The sequence below is a fragment of the Rhizobacter sp. genome, from assembly GCF_032229685.1.
Lineage (GTDB): Bacteria > Pseudomonadota > Gammaproteobacteria > Burkholderiales > Burkholderiaceae_C > LMDS01.
In genome coordinates this window covers 60579-79099 of record NZ_JAVTWP010000045.1, presented here as the reverse complement: position 1 = coordinate 79099, position 18521 = coordinate 60579, and the positions used below count along the sequence as shown (strand labels likewise).

Below are 18521 nucleotides of genomic sequence, written 5' to 3'. Positions count from 1 at the left end.
GCGGTCAGCCGCGCGGCTTGGTCGGCGAAGACGTGCGTGGCAAAGCCTGCTCCAGCGCCGCGGCAGCCCAGCTGTTGAACAGCCCGGTGGGCAGCTTGCCGGTGGGCTCGCGCGGCAGGGCCGGCACGTTGATCACGCGGCGCGGCAGAAAAGCCGCGTCGACACGCTGGCGCAGCGCAGCCACGATGTGCTCGTGCAGCGCGCCGGCGTCGATGCCGGGTGCGACCACGAAGGCCGTGAGCCGCACGATGCCGTGCGCCGGCTCGTCGGGCGGCAGCCAGAAGCTGCCGTCGTGGATGCCGGCGATCGAATTCAGGTGGTAGTTCAGGTGCGACAGCGAACTGCGCTTGCCGGCGATGTTGATCAGGTCGTTGGAGCGGCCGAGCAGGCGGAAGGTCTGCGCGTCGATCACTTCGAGCACGTCGGCCAGCAGCGTGGGCTGGGGCACATGGCCGCCCTGCACGACCGATTCGGCACCGTCGCCGGTGAGGCTGAGGCCTTCGTAGGTGTGCCACTCGGGGCCGTCGGTGGTGCGGCGCGAAGCGACCTGGCCGGCTTCGGTGCAGCCGTAGATTTCCATCAGCGGCGCGGCCAGCGCGGCTTCGGCACGCGCCGCGAGCTGCGGCGAGAGCGGCGCGGTGGCGCAGACTGTGAGATCGATCGGCGGCAATTCGATACCCGAGTCGAGCAGCGTCTTCAGGTGGAAAGGCGTCGTCACGAGCATGCGCGGGCGCGGCGCACGGGCCAGCGCGCGGGCGATGTCGGCCGGGTAGAACGGGCGCTCGACATCGAACGCGGCGCCGCCGAGCAAGGCCACCAGCACCGTCGACTCGAAACCGTACATGTGCTGCGGCGGCACCGTGGCCACGAGCGTCACGCCGGCCAGGTCGGCGCGGCCCATCTGCTCGGCCAGGCGCTGCACGCCGGCGCGGGTGTTGTTGACGAGCAGGCCCCAGCGCTTCGGGTGCGGCACCGGCGCACCGGTGGAACCCGAAGTCAGCACCTGGGCGACGAGCAACTCGGTGTCGAGCTCGGGCACGGCGCCGCCGGCCGGTTCGGCGACCGGTGCGTGCGGGTGCCAGATCATCGGCAGCTTCACGGCCGGCGCAGCTTCGTCGGTCAGGCCATAGGTTTGGGGGAACAGGCCGTGCAGCCGCGCCACCATGTCGGGCGTGTGGTTCGGCGGCATCAGGTTGTCTTGCCCGCGCAGCATGGCGGCGCCCAGGCCCACGGCGAAGTGGTAACGGTCGGCGGTCACGTTGAGCATTGGCCCGGCGCCGGGCAGCAGGCTGCAGAGCGCTTTCACGTCGGCCAGGTAGCGGCGGCGGGTGATCGGCTCGCCGTCGCGCCACGCGATCGGCAGCGCGAGGTCGTCACCCCGGATCAAGGGCAGGGCGTTCACACCCGGCTCCCGCCGGGCCGCCCCAAGGGGCGGGGTACCCCCTCGGGGGGCAGGAGCGAAGCGACGTGGGGGCTGTTCATTTCACGGGGTCGGTGCGTGCCGGTGGGGCGACGACGACGGTATCGTCACCCGTGCCTTGCCGGTAGGCGCGGATCGCGTCGCCGAGCGTGGTGCGCTCGAACTCGGGGTGCAGGCGGTAACGCAGCAGGTATTCGCCGACGAACATCGCGCCCACCGCCACCGGCGTGCCGACGTTCGCGAACAGTGCCCAGGTGTCGAACGGCGCGAACAGGTACAGGCCGACCGAGATCGAGACGAGCGCGACGAAGAAGATCACCCATGCGAACGTGAGCTTGCGCGTGTAGAGCGCCTTGCCGGGTGTGAGGTGCCGCACCCGCGCGGCCAGCTGCGAGATCAGGGCCTGCTTGCCCGGGCGCAGCGTGCTGGCGAACCACGCGCCCAGAAACAGGTTCACCCCCAGGTGCTGGGCCAGGTAGAGCAGTGGGGCCGAGACATGGGCGCCGAACAACGCGGCACCGCACAAGCCGATCAGCAGCGCCGTGGCGCCCACGGCGAGCCAGCGGTGTTTGGCACCCCAGGCCGCGAGCACCACCACGAGCAGCATCGGCGAAAGCAGCACCACCGCGACCCAGGCCGACTCGGGCGCTGTGGTCATCAGCCACTGCGAGCCGAAGATGTAGGCGGCGGCAAGGAGCGCGATGACGACGTAGCGCATGCGCATGCGACGCAACTCAGCCGACGCGGTGGGCGGTGATGTGCTCGGTCAGGCTGGCCAGCGACGTGAAGATGCGGATGTTGTCTTCATCGTCGGAGCGCAACTGGAAGCCGTAGCGCTGCGACACGACGAGGGCCACCTCGAGGATGTCGATCGAATCGAGGCCCAGGCCTTCGCCGTAAAGCGGCGCTTGCGGGTCGATGCTGTCGGCGGGGATGTCGAGGTTCAGGGCCTCGACGAGGAGGGCGGCGACTTCGCGCTGCGAATCGGTTTGGACAGAAGTCATGCGTGCGTGGAGTCCGTGTGGCGTCTGTCGTCGTGGCGTCGAAACTTCGGGCGACGCCGGGAAGCTGGGGTCAGTGGGCTGGTCAAAAACAGCAGCGGCCGAGTTTACCAAAGCGTGCTTCGCGAAACGCCATGGTGGCGCGCCGCCACAACGCCCTGGCGCCCGACCCGAAACCGGGTTCGGCAGGCCTGAAACGACAGAGCCGACCTGGCGGTCGGCCCTTGGGCGCAATCGGCGTGCCGCGCCGATCAGCGGTAACCACCCTCCGAGGCGTTGTGGATGATCCAGATCAGATTGCCCGAGCCGCCGCCCCCACGCCAGCCGTTGCCGCCGGCGAAGATCAGGCGGCCCTGGCCCTTGTAGACCAGCTCGTGGCGGTAGCGGTCACCGCCGTAGTAGAACGGGATGAAAGCCTTGCCGGTGACGTAGGCACCCTGGTCGGTGGGCGCGCCGACCAGGTCAGTGACCTGGCGCATCGGCATGCCGATCTGCAACTGCGTGAAGCGGCTGCCCGGGGCGGGTTTGCCGGTGATGTCGCCTTCCCAGTCGTTGATGCCTTTGACATGGCGCGTGTCGCCTTCGGCCGGCTTGGCCGGCACGGGGGCCGCGGCGGTGGGTGCCGGCGCGGGGGCCGGCGCTGCGCCGCCCTGCGTGGTCTGGCAAGCGGCGAGCACCACGGCTGCCATCAGCGCCGCAGTGACTTCGAGACGATGTTTCATCATGTTGGAACCTCCGTGGGTGGGCAAGTCTTCTCCCGGATCATAGAGGCGCACCGCGAGCGCTTCAACGCCGGCCGACCGTCGGGATGGGGGGATTTCCCCGGGCCTCGGCGGCTCACTCGACCCGCGCGCCAGACGCCTTTACCACCGTTTCGTACTTCGCGAGTTCGCTCTTCACGAACTCGCCGAACTGGGCCGGTGTCGACGCCATGGGCTCGGCCAGCAAGGAGGCCAGGCGAGCGCGTACATCGGGCGAATTCAGCGCGTCGACGAAGGCCCTGTTCAGACGCTGCGTCACCTCGGCCGGCAGCCTGGCCGGACCGAACAGGCCAAACCAGGTGTGGATGTCGAAGCCGGCCAGGCCGAGCGCCTTGCCGGCTTCGGCGATGGTCGGCAGCTCGGGGCTGGTGCTGGCGCGGGCCGCGGTCGTGACCGCGATCGCCTTGAGCTTGCCGGCCTTCACGTTGGCCGAGGCCGCCGCGAGGTTGTCGAAGTTCAGGTCGACCTGACCCGACAGCAGCGCCAGCTGCGCCGGGTTGCCACCGGCATAAGGAATGTGGACCATGAAGACACCGGCGCGGGCCTTGAACATCTCGCCCGCCAGGTGGCCGGCGCTGCCGATGCCGCCCGAGCCGTAGTTCAGCTTGCCCGGGTTCTTGCGGGCATAGGCCACGAGGTCGGCCACGCTGTCGATGCCGAGCTTGGCGGCGTTCTGCGGGTTCATCACCAGCACGTTGGGCACCTGGGCCACGCCGGTGATCGGCGTGAAGTCGCGCGCCGAGTCGTAGGGCATCTTCGCGTAGAGCCAGGGGTTGATGGCGTGCGTGGCCACGGCGCCCATCACGATCGTGTTGCCGTCGGGCGCGGCCTTGGCGACGAGGTCGGCGCCCACGTTGCCGCCGGCGCCGGGCCGGTTCTCGACGATCACGGTGCCGAGCGTGGGCTGCACCTTCTCGGCAAGCGCCCGCGCCACGATGTCGAGCGGGCCGCCGGGCGGGTAGGGCACGATCAGGCGCAGCGTTTTCGGCTGGGCTTGCGCGATACCTGCGGGCAGGAGGCCGGTGGCCAGCGTCGTGATCAGCAGTGAGCGTCTTTGCATGGTGATGAGGCGGGTGGTCAAAGCGGGCCGAGCCCGGTGAGTGCGAGTTTGAATCGAACCTGAACGTCGTTGGCGACGATGGAGGTGTCGCCCCAATCGCCTTCGCCGACCTTGAACTCGAGGCGCTTGATCGTGAAGCTGCCACTGGCGACCGACGTGCCGGCGTTCTGCGTCAGGCTCACCGGCACGACCACGTCACGCACCTGGCCCTTGATCGTGAGCTTGCCGGTGACCTCGAACCTGCCGCTGCCGGCGCCCTTGATCGTGCTCGACTGGAACGAGGCTTGCGGGAACTTGCGCGTGTCGAACCATTCCGGCTTGGGCAGCTCGACGTCGGTCTGCGCAATGCCGAGCGTGGCGCTGCCGGTGTCGATCGTGAAGGCCACGCTGCCGGCTTCGGGCTTCTTCGGGTCGAGGCTGATCTGCGCGTCGAACTTCTTGAACACGCCCTCGACGGGCACGCCCATCTGCTTGCTCACGAAGTGGATCTCGCTCTGGGCCGGCAGCAGCTTCGCCGGTGTCTGGGCGTGGGCAACGGCGGTGCACGCGAGCGCGGCCCAGGCCAGCGTCAGCAGTACTCGAGTCACGTTGTTTCTCCTCGCGGCCACATGCGCCAGAACAAGCCGTCGCGGTCGATGAACTGGTGCTTCACGGTGGCGGCGACGTGCAGCAGCACCAGCGCGCCCAGCGACTGCGCCGCGGCGGCGTGCAGCGGCTTGAGCACGGCATCGGCCAGACCCTTGTTCACGCTCACCCAGTCGGGCAAGGGCAGCACGCCGAACCAGACGATCTGAAAGCCCGCCGCCGAGCTGTAGGCCCAGCCGCTGAGCGGCACGGCGAAGAAGAGCAGGTACAGCAGCGTGTGGGTCATGCTGTGCGCACGCCGCTGCCAAGCGGGCATGGCCCCGAGCACGGGCGCCGGCAGCACGGGGGGCTGGTGCGAAAGACGCCACAACAGACGCAGCGCCGACAGCAGCAGGATCGTGATGCCGGCCCATTTGTGCCAGTTGTAGAGCTTCAGGCGAAGCGGCGAAAACGGCAGGTCGGTCATGAAGAGCCCCACACCGAGCGAGCCGAAAATCATCAGTGCGAGTAACCAGTGAAAGCCGATGGCGATGACGCCATAGCGTGCACTTGCTGCGTGCTGGTTCATGCGCCGTGTTTATCCGCTTCAGACGTGAACGAGTCGGCATAGAACTCGTCGTCCGGCAGCCCGGCCTTCATCACGAAGTCTCGCTTCGCTGACTCGACCATGATGGGCACGCCGCAGGCATAGACCTGGTGGTTCATCAGGTTCGGGTGGTCGTGCATCACGGCCTGGTGAACGAAGCCGGTGCGGCCGGCCCATTCGTCTTCGGGCTTGGGCTCCGACAGCACCGGGACGTACTTCAGGTTGGGCATGTGCTCGGCCGCGGCCAGCGCCCAGTCGTGCAGGTAGAGGTCGGCCTTGCTGCGGCAGCCCCAGTACAGCTCGGCGTGGCGCTGGCTGTTCTGGTGGCGCATGTGCTCGATGATCGCCTTGATGGGCGCGAAACCCGTGCCCGAAGCGAGCAGGATCATGGGCTTGTCGGTGTCTTCGCGCAGGAAAAAGCTGCCGAACGGGCCTTCGATGCGCAGGATGTCTTTCTCTTTCATCGCGCCGAACACGTGGTCGGTGAACTTGCCGCCGGGCAGGTGGCGCAGGTGCAGTTCGATGCCGGGTTTTTCGGCTTGGGTGTGCGGCGCGTTCGCCATCGAATAACTGCGGCGGGAACCGTCGCGCAGGATGAACTCGACATACTGGCCCGCACGGTACTGCAGCACGTCGTTGGCCGGCAGTTGCAACTGCAGCACCGCCACGTCGGGTGCGGGCCTGGCGATACTGGTCACGCGGCTCGGCATCTTGCGCACCGGGAACTCGCCCGCGCCGGGCACGCTGCGCGCTTCGATCACCAGGTCGGTCTGCGGTGCGCCCTGGCACGTGAGCATCCAGCCGGCCGCTTCTTCCTCGGCGCTCAGGGCCTTGGACTGGTGCACGCCGTGGATCACGCGGCCTTCGAGCAGCCGGCTCTTGCAGGAGCCGCAGGCGCCGTCCTTGCAGCCATAGGGCAGGCCCACGCCCTGGCGGATCGCGGCAGAAAGAACCGGTTCGTCGCGCTCGACGCTGAAGCTGCGCCCGCTGGGCTGAACGGTGACGGTGAAGGTCATGGTGATCTTTTGGGAGAAACTCGGAGCCGAGGGGCGATTCTGCCCGCACATCGATGGCCCCGTGACCGACCCCACCCCGCGCCCCAAACGACCCACCTTGCTCATCGTCGGCTGCGGTGACGTGGGCCTGCGTGTGCTGCGCCTGCTGCGCGAGCGCTGGCGCGTGCTGGCGCTCACGTCGAGCGCCGCGCGCGTCGACGAGTTGCGTGCGACCGGCGCGGTGCCGCTGCTCGGCAACCTCGACGACGCGGCCACGCTGGCGCGCCTGGCAGGCCTGGCCGATGCGGTCTTGCACCTGGCGCCGCCACCCAGCTCGGGTGCCACCGACGCGCGGACGCGCCACCTGCTGTGCGCGCTGGCCCGGTACGGCCGCGTGCAGCGCATCGTCTATGGCAGCACGACCGGTGTGTACGGCGACTGCGCGGGCGCTCGCTTCGACGAAACGCGCGCCGTGAACCCCGCCACCGACCGCGCGCGCCGGCGTGTCGACGCCGAGCGCCGGCTGCGGTGGTTCGGCCGCGCGTTCGGAGTCACGGTGACCATGCTGCGCATCCCCGGCATCTACGCCGGTGATCGTGCAGGCGGCCACCCGCGCGAGCGGCTCGCCCGCGGCGCGGCCGTGCTGCGCGCCGAAGACGACGTCTACACCAACCACATCCACGCCGATGACTTGGCGCGAGCCTGCGTCGCGGCGCTGCACCGCGGCCTGCCGCAGCGCGTGCTGCATGTGTGCGACGACACGCAGATGAAGATGGGCGACTACTTCGATCTGGCGGCCGACCTGTGCGGCCTGCCGCGCCCGCCACGCATTTCACGCGAAGAAGCCGCGGCGCAGATGTCGCCGATGCAGTTGAGTTTCATGGGTGAGTCGCGGCGCTTGCTGAACGGGCGGCTCAAGCGCGAGTTGCGCTTGCGCCTGCGTTACCCGGCCGCCGCCGACGGCCTGATCGCCTGAACAACCGAAGCCACACTGCGCCCAACCGACCGATGAAAACGCTGCTGCTCACCGACCCGATGCCCGCGGGTTACTTCACCGCGGCGATCCACGCGGTCGACCCGGCCGTCGACCTGCTGCCCTACCGCGCCGACATGAGTGACGACGAACTCGCCGAAGTCGATGTCGTGCTCGGCTGGCGCTTTCCGCGCGGCGTGGCGGCGCGGCTGCCGAAGCTGAAATGGGTGTGCGCCGTGGCGGCCGGGGTCGACAAGCTGCTCGTGCCCGAGCTCGCACCCGGGGTGATGGTCTCGCGCATCGTCGACGCCGAGCAGGCGCGGGGCATCGCGCAATTCGTGGCGATGATGGCGCTGCGCCATGCGCGCCAGCTGGGCATGTACGAAATGCAGCAGCGCGAGCACGCGTGGCGGCGCCAGCCGGTCTCGGCGCTGCACAGCCGCGTGGCCGTGCTCGGCATGGGCGCGATGGGCACGGTGGTGGCCAAGCTGCTGAAGACGGTCGGCTTCGACGTGTACGGCTGGAGCCGCAGCGCCGGCGGCGCGCTCGACGCGCGCCTGGCCGCCAGCGACATTGTGGTCTGCGCGCTGCCGCTCACGCCAGAGACCCGCGGCCTGCTCGACGCGCGGGCGTTCGCGACGATGCCGAAAGGCAGCTACCTGATCAACATCGCGCGCGGCGAGCACGTGGCCGAAGCCGACCTGATCGCGGCGGTGCAGAGCGGCCATCTCGCCGGCGCCGCACTCGACGTGCAATGCCACGAACCGATGGCGGCCGACGACCCCTTGTGGGACGTGCCCGGCATCACGATCACGCCGCACATCGCGGCGCAGTCGTCACCCGAGGCGATCGCCACGCAATTCGTCGCCGGGCTGCGTTGCCTTGCGCGTGGCGAGCTGCCACCGCAGACGGTGGACCGCTCGCGCGGCTACTGAAGAAGCCGGCTCAGCGCCTGCCGAACGGCGAGCGCCCCTGCCAGTAGCGAATCATCAGAAAGCCGCCGAGCATGCCGCCCAGGTGGGCGAAGTGCGCCACGCCGGGCATCGCGCCCGAGACGCCGAACAGCAGTTCGAGCCCGCCGAAGACCGCGACGAACACCTTCGCCTTCATCGGGATCGGCGGGAACAGCGGCACGATCGTGCGGTTCGGAAACATCATGCCGAAGCCGAGCAGCAGGCCGAACAAGCCGCCCGAAGCACCGACCGTCGGGTAGATGCCGCCGGTGATCGCCGCGACTGCGAGCTGCGCCGCCGCGGCCGTGAGCACGCTGGCGAACCAGAACTGCAGAAAGCGTTTCGGGCCCCACAGCCGTTCGAGTTCGGCGCCGAACATCCACAGGCCGAGCATGTTGAAGAACAGGTGCATCACGTCGCCGTGCAGGAACGAGTAGCTCACCACCTGCCAGGGCAGGAAGCCGGCGCCCAGCGGCCAGAGTGCCAACAGCTGCCTCAGTATGTTGCCGAGGAACAGGTCGATGCAGAACATCGCCACGTTGATCAGCAGCAGGGCTTGGGTGACGGGTGGCATTGGCGGCATGCGCGGGTTCCGTGTGGTCGGCGGGAATGCAGAGTCTAAGGGTCGGGTCGGGCGGGGGCATTTCAAGGTCGCGGGTCGTGTGCCGTGTGGCAGAATTCGCGGCTCTACAGCACCGGCCTCGGTGGCGAAATCGGTAGACGCGCGGGACTCAAAATCCCGTTCCGCAAGGAGTGTCGGTTCGATTCCGACCCGAGGCACCACGCGCTTTCTCTGCCCCTGCGACAATCCGCGGCGAGGAGCGTCGATGAGCACAACAACACCCCACTACGGCAGCGTCGAAGACATCATCGGCAACACGCCGCTGGTGCGCCTGGTGCGTTTGCCGGGCACCGAGAACGCCGCGCGCGGCAACGTCATTCTCGGCAAGCTCGAAGGCAACAACCCGGCCGGCTCGGTGAAAGACCGGCCCGCCATCAGCATGATCAAGCGCGCCGAAGAGCGTGGCGACATTCGTCCCGGCGACACCCTGATCGAAGCCACCTCGGGCAACACCGGCATCGCACTCGCCATGGCCGCCGCGATCCGCGGCTACCGCATGCTGCTGATCATGCCCGAAGACCTGAGCATCGAACGTGCGCAGACCATGAAGGCTTTCGGCGCCGAGCTGATCCTCACGCCGCGTTCGGGTGGCATGGAATACGCCCGAGACCTGGCCGAACAGATGCAGCGCGACGGCAAGGGCAAGGTGCTCGACCAGTTCGCCAACGCCGACAACCCCCGCATCCACTTTGAATCCACCGGACCCGAGATCTGGCGCGACACGGCGGGGCAGGTCACGCATTTCGTGAGCGCGATGGGCACGACCGGCACCATCACCGGCACTTCGCGCTTTCTGAAGCAGCAGAGCAAGGCCGTGCGCGTGATCGGCGCGCAGCCGAGCGAAGGCTCGCGCATCCCGGGCATCCGCAAATGGCCCGAGGCCTACATGCCGAAGATCTACGACCCGACCTGGATCGACGACATGGTCTACGTGAGCCAGCTTGAGGCCGAAGACATGGCGCGGCGCCTGGCGCGCGAAGAAGGCCTGTTCGCCGGCATCTCGGCCGCGGGCGCGTGCTGGGTGGCCTTGCAGATCGCGAAGACGGTCGAGAACGCCACCATCGTGTTCATCGTGTGCGACCGCGGCGATCGTTATCTCTCCACCGGTGTGTTTCCTGCCTGAGGTCTTCTGTGGCTCATCAATTCAACTTCTGCCCCAACTGCGCCACGCCGCTGCAATTGCTCTCGCAGGACGAAGACGGCGGCCCGAAAGCGCGCATGCGCTGCCCCGCCTGCGACTGGACGCACTGGAACAACCCGACGCCGGTGCTCGCCGCCGTGATCGAGATGGCCGACCGTGACGGCCAGGTGCTGCTGGCGCGCAATGCGGCCTGGCCCGGCAAGATGTTCGCGCTGATCACCGGCTTCATGGAAGCCGGTGAAACGCCCGAAGGCGGCATCGCGCGTGAAGTGCTCGAAGAAACCAGCCTGAAGGCCGAATCGGTCAAGCTGATCGGCGTGTACGACTTCCAGCGCATGAACCAGGTCATCGTCGCCTACCACGTGGTCGCTCGCGGTGAGGTGGTGCTCTCGCCCGAGCTGGCCGAACACCGCTTCTACCGCCCCGAAGACATCAAGTGCTGGCGCGCCGGCACCGGCTACGCGGTGGCCGACTGGCTCACCTCGCGCGGCATCACGCCGCAGTGGGCCGAGCTGCCGCCGCGCACCTAGAATTCGCGCATCACCCGAAGGATCATCAGCGATGCACGCCCAGAAAGAACTCGACACGCGCGGACTCAACTGCCCGCTGCCCATCCTGAAAGCCAAGAAGGCGCTGACCGACATGCACAGCGGCGAAGTGCTGAAGGTGGTGTCGACCGACCCGGGTTCGACGCGCGACTTCCAGGCCTTTGCCCGCCAGACCGGCAACGAACTCGTCGAGCAGACGAGCGAGAACGAAGAATTCGTGCACTACATCCGGCGCCGCTGAGCTGCCAGCCCGCGGCCGCGGCGCTCAGATGTCGAGCGTCTTGAGGTAAGCGCGAAAGCCCGGCCCGAGCTCCGGGTGGTCGAGCGCCAGTGCCACGTTGGCTTCGAGAAAACCTTCCTTGCTGCCACAGTCGTAGCGCCGGCCCTCGTAGCGGTAAGCGAACACTTTCTCGCGGCGCAGCAAGGCGGCGATGCCGTCGGTGAGCTGGATCTCGCCGCCCACGCCACGCTGCTGCGTGGCGATCTCGTGGAACACCCCAGGGGTCAGGATGTAGCGGCCCGCCACGCCCAGGCGTGAAGGGGCGGCTTCAGGCGCGGGTTTCTCCACGATGCCGGTCACGTCGAGCAGCTGATCGTTGATCGGCGTGCCGGCCACGATGCCATAACGTCGTGTGTGTGCGGCGGGCACTTCCTGCACCGCCAGGATCGAGACGCGCCATTCGTTGAACTGCTCGACCATCTGCTGCAGCACCGGCTTCTCGCCGACCATCAGGTCGTCGGCCAGCAGCACCGCGAACGGGTTGTCGCCCACCAGGCGTTGCCCGCACAGCACGGCGTGGCCGAGGCCCAGCGCCTGTGCCTGGCGCACGTAGATGCATTCCATGTCGTCGGGCTTGACGCTGCGCACCACCTTGAGCAGCTCTTCCTTGCCCGACTGTTCGAGCGCCATCTCGAGCTCGTAGGTCATGTCGAAATGGTCTTCGATCGGGCGCTTGTGACGGCCCGTCACAAAGATCATCTGCCGCACCCCGGCCGCGTAGGCTTCTTCGACCGCATACTGGATCAGCGGCTTGTCGACGACGGGCAGCATCTCTTTCGGCTGGGCCTTGGTGGCAGGCAGAAAGCGGGTGCCGAGGCCGGCCACGGGAAAAATCGCGCGAGTGACTAACATCTACTTACAATCCGGTCGAGTCATGCTTGAATTCTGGCATGGCACCACAATCGCTCTCGTAAGACAACGCCCCCTTTCCGCATGGACCTGTTGATCGTCGACACGCTCGAAGCCGAAGTGATGGATTGGCTGCATGCGCGCCACGAACTGCACGTCGCTCCCGAACTCGCGCTCGACCCACGGGCCTTTCGAGACGCGCTGCACGATGTGCGGGCGACCATCGTGCCGCCTTCGGTCACGCTTGACGCGCAAGCCCTGTTCAGCGCGCCCTTGTTGCGCGCGGTCGGGCGCGTGAACGCCGGCGCCGAGAACATCGACCTCGACCTGTGCGCTCGCGCGGGCATCGAGGTGGTGCGCAGCTTCACCGCCACGGCGCGCGCCGAAGCCGAATTCATGATCGGTGCGGTCTTGCACCTGCTGCGCCGCATCCCGGCCGAGGGGCCTGACAGTGGCTGGGTCGGGCGCGAGATCGGTGCCGCCACGGTCGGCCTGATCGGCATGGCGCCGGCCGCGCGCACCACCGCGCAGATGCTCGCCGGCTTCGGCTCACGCGTGGTCGGCTACGACCCGTCGGTGCACGCGACTGACGCGGTGTGGGGCCGCTGGAAGATCCAGCCGCTGGGTTTGCGCGAGCTGCTCGCGCAGTCTGACGCGGTGTGCGTGCAGCTCAACTACTTCAGCCGTTACCGCGGCTTGCTGGGCGAGCGGCTGCTGCACTCGTGCAAGCCGGGCCAGGTGCTGGTCAGCATCGCACATTCAGAGTTGTTCGACGAAGCGGCGCTGGCCCTGGCCTTGAGCAGCGGCCGCATCGCCGCAGCCTGGTTCGACAGCATGGAGCCCGGCGCGATGGAAGCCGACCGGCCCTTGTCGCGCGCCAACAACCTGCAGGTCACGCCGCGCCTGGCGAGCACCACGCGCGAGTCGCGCCTGCGCAGCGCCTGGGCGGTGGTGAAGCGGATCGACGAACTGCTGACCGGCGACCCGCCCTCTGCGCGCGGCTTCAGGCCGACGTCGCCAGGCGTGCCGCTTGATCTTGCAGGCGAGCCACAGTCGCGCTGAATTCCGCCACGCGCGCTTTTTCCTGCTCGACCACGGCCGCGGGTGCGCGGGCCACGAAACTCTCGTTGCCGAGCTTGGCCTGCGCTTTCGTGATCTCGCCCTGCAGGCGTGTGATCTCTTTGCCGAGGCGCTCGGTTTCCGCGGCCACGTCGACCTCGACATGCAGCGCCAGACGCGACTCGCCCTGCACCACCACGGCGGCGCTGCGCGTGGCCTGCGCAAACGTGGCGTCGTCGGCGAAGAGCGTCACTTCAGAGACCTTGGCGAGCGCCTTCAGCAGCGGTGAAGCCTGTTCGATGAACGCCGCGTCGCCGGTCACGTAGAGCGGCACGCGCGCCGAAGGAGACAGACTCATTTCGCTGCGCAGCGCACGCGAAGCGCCGACCACGCCCTTGAGCTTGGCGACCCAGGCATCGGCTTTCGCGTCGACACGCTCGAGCTGCGCCTTCGGGTAGGCCGCTGTCACGATGCTCGCGCCGGGCGCCATGCGGCCGGCCACGGGCGCCACCGTTTCCCACAGTTCGGCGGTGATGAAGGGCATGATCGGGTGCATCAGGCGCAGCACCGTTTCGAGCACGCGGATCAGGGTGCGGCGGGTGGCGCGCTGCTGTGGTTCGTTGCCCGCTTCCTTGGCCACCGCGATCTGCGTCTTGGCGATCTCGATGTACCAGTCGCAGTACTCGTCCCACACGAAGGAATAGATCGCGTTGGCCACGTTGTCGAGCCGGTAGTCGGCGAAGCCTTGTTCAACCGCCGCTTCCACACGCTGCAACTCGCTCGTGATCCACATGTCGGCCGGGCTGAACTTCAGGTAGCCGTGCGCCGGCATGCCGGGTGCGCATTCGGCCTTGGTGTGTTCCTTCAGCCCGCAGTCTTGCCCTTCGCAGTTCATCAGCACGAACTTGGTGGCGTTCCAGAGCTTGTTGCAGAAGTTGCGGTAGCCCTCGCAGCGCTTGGTGTCGAAGTTGATGTTGCGGCCCAGGCTGGCGTACGAAGCCATCGTGAACCGCAGCGCGTCGGCGCCGTACGCCGGCATGCCTTCGGGGAACTCTTTCTTCACGCGTGCGGCGACCTTCGGCGCCGTTTCGGGCTTGCGCAGGCCGACCGTCGACTTCTGCACCAGTGTCGCCAGGTCCACGCCCTGGATCAGGTCGACCGGGTCGATCACGTTGCCCTCGGACTTGCTCATCTTCTTGCCGTCGCCATCGCGCACCATGCCGTGGATGTAGACGGTGCGGAAAGGCACGCGGCCAGTGAAGTGCTTGGTCAGCATGATCATCCGCGCGACCCAGAAGAAGATGATCTCGTAGCCGGTGACGAGCACGCTCGATGGCAGGAACAGCTCCAGCTCTTTCGTCTGAGCCGGCCAGCCGAGCGTCGAGAACGGCACCAGCGCCGACGAGTACCAGGTGTCGAGCACGTCTTCGTCGCGCGTGAGCGTGCCGGTGTAGCCGGCGTTCGTGGCTTTGGCGCGCGCTTCTTCTTCGTTGCGGCCGACGAAGATCTCGCCGCCCGCGCCGTACCAGGCCGGGATCTGGTGGCCCCACCACAACTGCCGGCTGATGCACCAGTCCTGAATGTTCTTCATCCACTGGTCGTAGGTGTTGACCCAGTTCTCGGGCACGAACTTCACTTCACCCGACGCCACCGCGTCGATCGCTTTCTGCGCGATGCTCTTGCCGTCCGGCCCGGGCTTGCTGACGGCCATGAACCACTGCTCGGTCAGCATCGGCTCGACGATCTGCCCGGTGCGCGCGCAGCGCGGCACCATCAGCTTGTGCTTCTTCGTCTCGACGAGGAAACCCTGCGCGTCGAGGTCGGCCACGACCTGCTTGCGCGCAACGAACCGATCAAGACCTTGCAGATGCTTCGGAATGCCAATGTCCGTTGCCAGCGAACCGGAGCCGACAGCTCCGATCTTGCCTCCGCCGGCGAGTGGCGCACGATCTTTGTCCCAACCTTCGTTCAATGTCCTTAAGTCGTCCGAAATGATCTTCGCGTCGAGCGTCAGCACGCCGATCATCGGCAGCTGGTGGCGCAGGCCGACCGCGTAGTCGTTCGCGTCGTGTGCCGGCGTGACCTTCACGACGCCGGTGCCGAAGGCGCGGTCGACGTAGTCGTCGGCGATCACCGGGATCTCGCGGTCGCAAAGTGGCAGCTTGACGGACTTGCCGATCAACGCGGTGTAGCGCTCGTCTTCGGGGTGCACCATCACCGCCACGTCGCCGAGCATGGTCTCGGGCCGCGTGGTCGCGACCACGATCTCGCCCGAGCCGTCGGCCAGCGGGTAGCGGATCATCCACAGGAAGCCGTCTTCCTCTTCGCTTTCGACTTCGAGGTCGGAGACGGCCGACTTCAGCTCAGGGTCCCAGCTCACGAGGCGCTTGCCGCGGTAGATCAGGCCTTGTTCATGCAGTTGCACGAAGGTGTCGGTGACGATGGCCGAGAGTTTCTCGTCCATCGTGAAGTACTCGTGTGACCAGTCGACGCTGGCGCCCATGCGGCGCATCTGGTTCGTGATGATGGAGCCCGACTCTTCCTTCCATTCCCACACCTTGGCCACGAAGTTCTTGCGGCCCAGGTCGTGGCGGCTGATTTTCTTCTGCTCCAGCTGGCGCTCCACCACGATCTGGGTCGCGATGCCGGCGTGGTCGGTGCCCGGCACCCAGAGTGTGTTGTCGCCGCGCATGCGGTGGTAGCGCGTCAGCGAGTCCATGATGGTCTGGTTGAACGCGTGGCCCATGTGCAGTGTGCCGGTCACGTTCGGTGGCGGCAGCTGGATGCTGAACGACGGCTTGCCCGCGTCGAGCGTGGGCGCGTAGACGCCGCTCTGTTCCCACAGCGGCGCCCAGCGGGCTTCGATGGCGGCGGGTTCGAACGATTTGGCGAGCTCGGTCATGGCAGGGCGCCCGGGGCAGCCGTCACACGACCACCTCCCGGAAAATGCGAAACGGGGAGGCCTCGATTGTAGGTGCCGCCCCTTGGGCCCGCCCTACATCAGCAGGTGCTCGCCCGCGTTGTCGCCGCCGAGGATCACGTAGTTCACCTTGCGGATGTCGGCCAGCTTGGTGCCGCCGCCGTAAGAGATCGAGCTCTGCACGTCTTCGCGCATCTCGCGCAGCGTGTCAGCCAGCTTGCCCTTGATCGGCTCGAGGATGCGCTTGCCCTCGACGTGCTTGTACTCACCCTTGTTGAAGTCGCTGGCGGAGCCGTAGTACTCCTTGAAGAGCTTGCCGTCGACTTCCACGGTCTTGCCCGGCGACTCTTCGTGCCCGGCGAACAGCGAGCCGATCATCACCATCGACGCGCCGAAGCGCACGCTCTTGGCAATATCGCCATGGTCGCGGATGCCGCCGTCGGCAATGATCGGCTTGGTGGCCACGCGCGCGCACCACTTCAAGGCCGACAACTGCCAGCCGCCGGTCCCGAAACCGGTCTTCAGCTTGGTGATGCAGACCTTGCCCGGGCCCACGCCGACCTTGGTCGCGTCGGCACCCCAGTTCTCGAGGTCGATCACCGCTTCCGGCGTGGCCACGTTGCCGGCGATCACGAAAGTCGCCGGCAGCTTCTTCTTGATGTACTCGATCATCTTCTGCACGCTGTCGGCGTGGCCGTGCGCGATGTCGATGGTGATGTAGTCGGCGCCCACGCCTTCGGCCGCCAGGCGGTCGATCACCGCGTAGTCGGGGGCTTTCACGCCCGAGCTCACCGAGACGTACAGACCCTTGTCGCGCATCTTTTTCGCATAGGCCACGTTGTCGACGTCGAAGCGGTGCATCACGTAGAAGTAGCCGTTCGCCGCCAGCCACTCGGTGATCGGCTCGTCGACCACGGTCTTCATGTTGGCCGGCACCACCGGCAGGTTGAAGCGGTGCGCGCCGAACTGGATCGACGCGTCGCACTCGCTGCGGCTTTCCACGCGGCACTTGCGTGGCAGCAGCAGCACGTTGTCGTAGTCGAAGATTTCCATGGTGTGTTCGCGCCGCCCAATAAAAAACCGGGCGCGAAAAATTCGGGCCCGGTGGCAAATTCTACGCCGCCCGCGCGGCCCGGCCCGCCGCCTACACTGGGCCTTCGAATCGACACCACCGCCGGAAGCCGCCTCTTGCTCGACCCCGCCACCCAACGCCTGCTGCCCTGGGTCGTCGCGATCGCGTTCTTCATGCAGACGCTCGACGGCACGATCCTCAACACCACGTTGCCGACGATGGCAAAAGACCTGGGCGAAAGCCCGCTGCGCATGCAGTCGGTCGTGATTGCCTACATGCTCACGGTGGCATTGTTCATCCCGGCTTCGGGCTGGCTGGCCGACCGATTCGGCACGCGGCGTGCGTTCATCGCCGCGATCGTGCTGTTCAGCCTGGGCTCGTTGTTGTGTGCGCTCTCGCCCTCGCTGCCCTGGCTGGTGGCCGCACGCGTGGTGCAGGGCGTGGGCGGCGCGCTGCTGCTGCCGGTCGGGCGCCTCGCGATCCTGCGCGCCTACCCGCGCGCCGAGCTGCTGAAGGTGCTGTCGTTCGTGACCATCCCCGGCCTCGTCGGCCCGCTGCTCGGCCCGCCGCTCGGTGGCTGGCTGGTCGAAGTGGCCACCTGGCACTGGGTGTTCCTGATCAACCTGCCGGTCGGCGTGCTCGGCGTGTTCGCGGCGCTGCGCTACATGCCCGACCTGCGTGGCGCCCCCGGCCAGCGTTTCGACTGGCCCGGCTTCGTGATGTTCTCGCTCGGCCTGGTGATGGTGTCGCTCGGCTTGCAGGGCCTGGGAGAGCACGCCTTGAGCGCCGCCGTGTCGATCCTGCTCGTGATGGCCGGCCTGGCCGCCATGGCGGCCTACTGGGTGCACGCGGCGCGCACCGAGAAGCCGCTCTTCAGCCTGGCGCTGTTCCAGATCCCCACGTTCTCGGTCGGCGTGTTCGGCAACCTGTTCGCGCGGTTGGGCAGCGGTGCCATGCCCTTTCTCACGCCGCTGTTCCTGCAGGTCGGGCTCGGCTATTCACCGAGCGTGGCGGGCCTGACGATGGTACCGACCGTGCTCGGCGCGATGCTGATCAAGTTCTTCGCCGAGCGTGTGATCCAGCGCTTCGGCTACCGCAACGTGCTGGTCGGCAACACGCTGCTGCTCGGCCTCTTCATCGCCGGCTTCTCGCTGGTCGACCGCAGCACGCCACACGCTTTGATCCTCGTGTATCTGGCGCTCTTCGGCATCGTCAACTCGCTGCAGTTCACCGCGATGAACACGCTCACGCTCGGTGACCTGGACGACGCACGCGCCAGCGCCGGCAACAGCCTGCTCTCGGTCGTGATGCAGCTTTCGATGAGCCTGGGCGTGGCGGCGGCCGGTGCGCTGCTGGCGGCTTTTGCCGGGCCGGTGGTGATCCCGATCGCGAGCAGCGTGGGCCCGAACAACGTGGTGCACACCTTTCATGCGACCTACCTGTGCATGGGTGCGCTGTCGGCCCTGGCGGCGGGCATCTTCTTTCAGCTCGGGCGCAGGGAAGGGCCGACGGGTGCGGCGGCGGTGGTGGACGAGTCGTGAGGCGTGTCAGCGCGGGGCTTGCCGGCCGGCAGCGGACCACGGCGAACCTTCTGTGCGAGAGCGTCTAGACTGGCAGCGTTCATTTCAATCCGATCTGCATGAGCAGGTTGGATGCATCGTTGCAACCTTTCTTGGGCATCGGGTCGTTCACCTTC

General features: G+C 67.4%; 19 protein-coding genes and 1 tRNA gene. 8 read left to right on the top strand and 12 right to left on the bottom strand.

Features of this window, described 5'->3' with window-relative positions:
* Window positions 1-4 precede the first annotated feature (4 nt).
* The 8 genes from AC30PD_RS22365 to AC30PD_RS22330 form a co-directional block, all read right to left on the bottom strand.
* Window positions 5-1402, bottom strand: coding sequence for an AMP-binding protein (locus AC30PD_RS22365; RefSeq protein WP_489537909.1), 1398 nt, complete (start codon window positions 1400-1402; stop codon window positions 5-7).
* 76 nt (window positions 1403-1478) lie between these two features.
* Window positions 1479-2144: a COG4648 family protein gene (locus AC30PD_RS22360; RefSeq protein ID WP_489537908.1), complete on the bottom strand. Its 666-nt coding sequence runs from the start codon at window positions 2142-2144 to the stop codon at window positions 1479-1481.
* Window positions 2145-2154: 10 nt separating this feature from the next.
* The gene (locus AC30PD_RS22355; protein ID WP_489537907.1) at window positions 2155-2424 is read right to left on the bottom strand and encodes a phosphopantetheine-binding protein; all 270 of its coding nucleotides are present in this window, start codon (window positions 2422-2424) and stop codon (window positions 2155-2157) included.
* Between the two features lie 248 nt (window positions 2425-2672).
* Window positions 2673-3146, bottom strand: coding sequence for a hypothetical protein (locus tag AC30PD_RS22350; RefSeq protein ID WP_489537906.1), 474 nt, complete (start codon window positions 3144-3146; stop codon window positions 2673-2675).
* Between the two features lie 112 nt (window positions 3147-3258).
* On the bottom strand, window positions 3259-4242 hold the full coding sequence (locus AC30PD_RS22345; RefSeq protein WP_489537905.1) for a Bug family tripartite tricarboxylate transporter substrate binding protein: 984 nt from the start codon (window positions 4240-4242) through the stop codon (window positions 3259-3261).
* 17 nt (window positions 4243-4259) lie between these two features.
* Complete coding sequence (locus tag AC30PD_RS22340; RefSeq protein WP_489537904.1) at window positions 4260-4829, bottom strand: YceI family protein; 570 nt, start codon at window positions 4827-4829, stop codon at window positions 4260-4262.
* Complete coding sequence (locus AC30PD_RS22335; RefSeq protein ID WP_489537903.1) at window positions 4826-5395, bottom strand: cytochrome b; 570 nt, start codon at window positions 5393-5395, stop codon at window positions 4826-4828. The genes AC30PD_RS22340 and AC30PD_RS22335 overlap by 4 nt, the downstream gene beginning before the upstream one ends.
* On the bottom strand, window positions 5392-6429 hold the full coding sequence (locus AC30PD_RS22330; RefSeq protein ID WP_489537902.1) for a CDP-6-deoxy-delta-3,4-glucoseen reductase: 1038 nt from the start codon (window positions 6427-6429) through the stop codon (window positions 5392-5394). The genes AC30PD_RS22335 and AC30PD_RS22330 overlap by 4 nt, the downstream gene beginning before the upstream one ends.
* Here AC30PD_RS22330 and AC30PD_RS22325 point away from each other — a divergent pair.
* Together AC30PD_RS22325 and AC30PD_RS22320 are read left to right on the top strand one after the other, a co-directional pair.
* Entirely contained in the window at window positions 6428-7384 is a 957-nt protein-coding gene (locus AC30PD_RS22325; RefSeq protein WP_489537901.1) for an NAD-dependent epimerase/dehydratase family protein, read from the top strand. The genes AC30PD_RS22330 and AC30PD_RS22325 overlap by 2 nt on opposite strands.
* 32 nt (window positions 7385-7416) lie before the next feature.
* Window positions 7417-8316, top strand: coding sequence for an NAD(P)-dependent oxidoreductase (locus AC30PD_RS22320; RefSeq protein WP_489537900.1), 900 nt, complete (start codon window positions 7417-7419; stop codon window positions 8314-8316).
* A gap of 10 nt (window positions 8317-8326) precedes the next feature.
* Here the strand turns inward: AC30PD_RS22320 and AC30PD_RS22315 are convergent, their stop codons facing one another.
* On the bottom strand, window positions 8327-8917 hold the full coding sequence (locus tag AC30PD_RS22315) for a rhomboid family intramembrane serine protease (protein ID WP_489537899.1): 591 nt from the start codon (window positions 8915-8917) through the stop codon (window positions 8327-8329).
* Between the two features lie 115 nt (window positions 8918-9032).
* Between AC30PD_RS22315 and AC30PD_RS22310 the strand changes: the two genes are divergently transcribed.
* From AC30PD_RS22310 to AC30PD_RS22295, 4 genes are all read left to right on the top strand, one after another.
* A tRNA-Leu gene (locus AC30PD_RS22310) sits at window positions 9033-9117 on the top strand.
* Between the two features lie 44 nt (window positions 9118-9161).
* Window positions 9162-10079 (top strand): cysteine synthase CysM, encoded by a 918-nt coding sequence (gene cysM / locus AC30PD_RS22305; RefSeq protein ID WP_489537898.1) that lies wholly within the window; start codon window positions 9162-9164, stop codon window positions 10077-10079.
* An 8-nt stretch (window positions 10080-10087) separates the two neighbouring features.
* Window positions 10088-10627, top strand: a complete 540-nt coding sequence (locus tag AC30PD_RS22300; protein ID WP_489537897.1) for an NUDIX domain-containing protein — start codon at window positions 10088-10090, stop codon at window positions 10625-10627.
* Between the two features lie 31 nt (window positions 10628-10658).
* On the top strand, window positions 10659-10886 hold the full coding sequence (locus tag AC30PD_RS22295) for a sulfurtransferase TusA family protein (RefSeq protein WP_489537896.1): 228 nt from the start codon (window positions 10659-10661) through the stop codon (window positions 10884-10886).
* Between the two features lie 24 nt (window positions 10887-10910).
* Here the strand turns inward: AC30PD_RS22295 and galU are convergent, their stop codons facing one another.
* Window positions 10911-11777: a UTP--glucose-1-phosphate uridylyltransferase GalU gene (galU, locus tag AC30PD_RS22290; RefSeq protein WP_489537895.1), complete on the bottom strand. Its 867-nt coding sequence runs from the start codon at window positions 11775-11777 to the stop codon at window positions 10911-10913.
* Between the two features lie 81 nt (window positions 11778-11858).
* Between galU and AC30PD_RS22285 the strand changes: the two genes are divergently transcribed.
* A complete protein-coding gene (locus tag AC30PD_RS22285) occupies window positions 11859-12836 on the top strand; it encodes an NAD(P)-dependent oxidoreductase (RefSeq protein WP_489537894.1) in 978 nt (325 codons plus the stop codon).
* Here AC30PD_RS22285 and AC30PD_RS22280 read toward each other — a convergent pair.
* Entirely contained in the window at window positions 12778-15735 is a 2958-nt protein-coding gene (locus AC30PD_RS22280) for a valine--tRNA ligase (RefSeq protein ID WP_489537893.1), read from the bottom strand. The two genes, AC30PD_RS22285 and AC30PD_RS22280, sit on opposite strands and share 59 nt — an antisense overlap.
* Window positions 15736-15828: 93 nt before the next feature.
* On the bottom strand, window positions 15829-16806 hold the full coding sequence (locus AC30PD_RS22275) for a GMP reductase (protein WP_489537892.1): 978 nt from the start codon (window positions 16804-16806) through the stop codon (window positions 15829-15831).
* Between the two features lie 135 nt (window positions 16807-16941).
* On the opposite strand from AC30PD_RS22275, the gene mdtD reads away from it, so the two are divergent.
* Window positions 16942-18366: a multidrug transporter subunit MdtD gene (mdtD, locus tag AC30PD_RS22270; protein ID WP_489537891.1), complete on the top strand. Its 1425-nt coding sequence runs from the start codon at window positions 16942-16944 to the stop codon at window positions 18364-18366.
* The last annotated feature ends 155 nt before the right edge of the window (window positions 18367-18521 follow it).